We start from the raw sequence: 1,325 nt of genomic DNA on the forward strand, positions 1-1,325 counted from the left end.
ATGGCACTGACGCCGGCGTTGTTATGTCTGGCCGGCTTGCTGCGCTGGCTACCGGCCTTGCAAACCGGATTGGCGATCGCAACGCTGTATGTCTGCATCGCCGCCCGCAGTCTGGAGCAACACGCCTTGGCGGTTGCTTCGGCGTTGGAGGCCGGCGACCTGGCATTGGCCCAACGACGAGTCGGCGACATCGTCAGCCGTCAAACCGACACGATGTCCGAGGAAGACGTGCGGCGCGCCGCGATCGAGTCAGTGCTGGAAAACGGCGCCGACGCGATATTCGCGCCGCTGTTCTGGTTTTTATTGGCCGGTCCGCTCGGCGCGCTCGCGTACCGGCTGGCGAATACCTTGGATGCAATGTGGGGCTACCGCAATGCCCGCTACCGATATTTTGGTTGGGCCGCCGCCCGCTTCGACGATGCGTTGAACTGGTTGCCGGCGCGGCTGACCGCGGTCAGCTACGCGCTGCTGGCCGACACCGGTCGAGGGCTGCGCGCCTGGCGGCAATTCGCGCCCTTGCTGGATAGCCCGAATGCCGGCCCGGTGATGAGCGCGGGCGCCGGCGCGTTGAATCTGCGGCTGGGCGGTCCCGCCGTCTACCACGGCCAGCTCAAGCACAAACCCTGGTTCGGCGGCGATAGATCGCCCGCAACAACCGATATCGTCCGCGCTTGCGGCTTGGCCAGACGAACCTTGTGGTTGTGGTTGGCGGCGATTGCGCTGGGAGACTACCTTGCTTGAACACGGCGGCCGCTTGCGCGGGGCCGCCAAGCATTACGGCATCCCGCTGGACGACTGGCTGGATTTATCGACCGGCTTGAACCCGAACGGCTGGCCGGTGCCGGCCATACCGGCCGAATGCTGGCAACGCCTGCCCGAGGACGACGACGATTTGGCGGGCGCCGCGCGCCGCTATTACGGCAATCCGCGCATTCTGGCGGTGGCCGGTTCGCAGGCCGCGATTCAAGCTCTGCCGTGGTTGCGCTCGCCGGGGCGGGTCGGCGTACTGCATCCGGCTTACGCGGAGCACGCCGCGAATTGGCAACGCGCCGGCCACCAGTTGGTGGTGTTGGCGGAAGCGGACATCGAGCCGGTACTGGCCGATTTGGACGTGCTGATCGTGGTCAACCCGAATAATCCGACCGGCAAGTTATGGCAACCGGATCAATTGCTGGCGTGGCAAATCCGGCTGGCCGAGCGCGGCGGCTGGCTGGTCGTTGACGAGGCCTTCATGGACAGCCGGCCCGAATCGAGTTTGGCCGGTTTGCCGGTGCGGCAGGGCCTGATCGTGTTGCGCTCGCTGGGTAAGTTTTTCGGCTTGGCCG

Annotated in this window: 2 protein-coding genes; both read left to right on the forward strand. The window is 65.9% G+C overall.

The window, feature by feature from the left end:
• A partial coding sequence (gene cbiB, locus AC3B8H_RS21405; RefSeq protein WP_488443526.1) for an adenosylcobinamide-phosphate synthase CbiB occupies nucleotides 1-741 on the forward strand: 741 nt, incomplete at its 5' end.
• A partial coding sequence (locus AC3B8H_RS21410) for an aminotransferase class I/II-fold pyridoxal phosphate-dependent enzyme (RefSeq protein ID WP_488443527.1) occupies nucleotides 734-1,325 on the forward strand: 592 nt, incomplete at its 3' end. The genes cbiB and AC3B8H_RS21410, both read left to right, overlap by 8 nt.

This window comes from Methylomonas sp. BG-2, assembly GCF_057766305.1.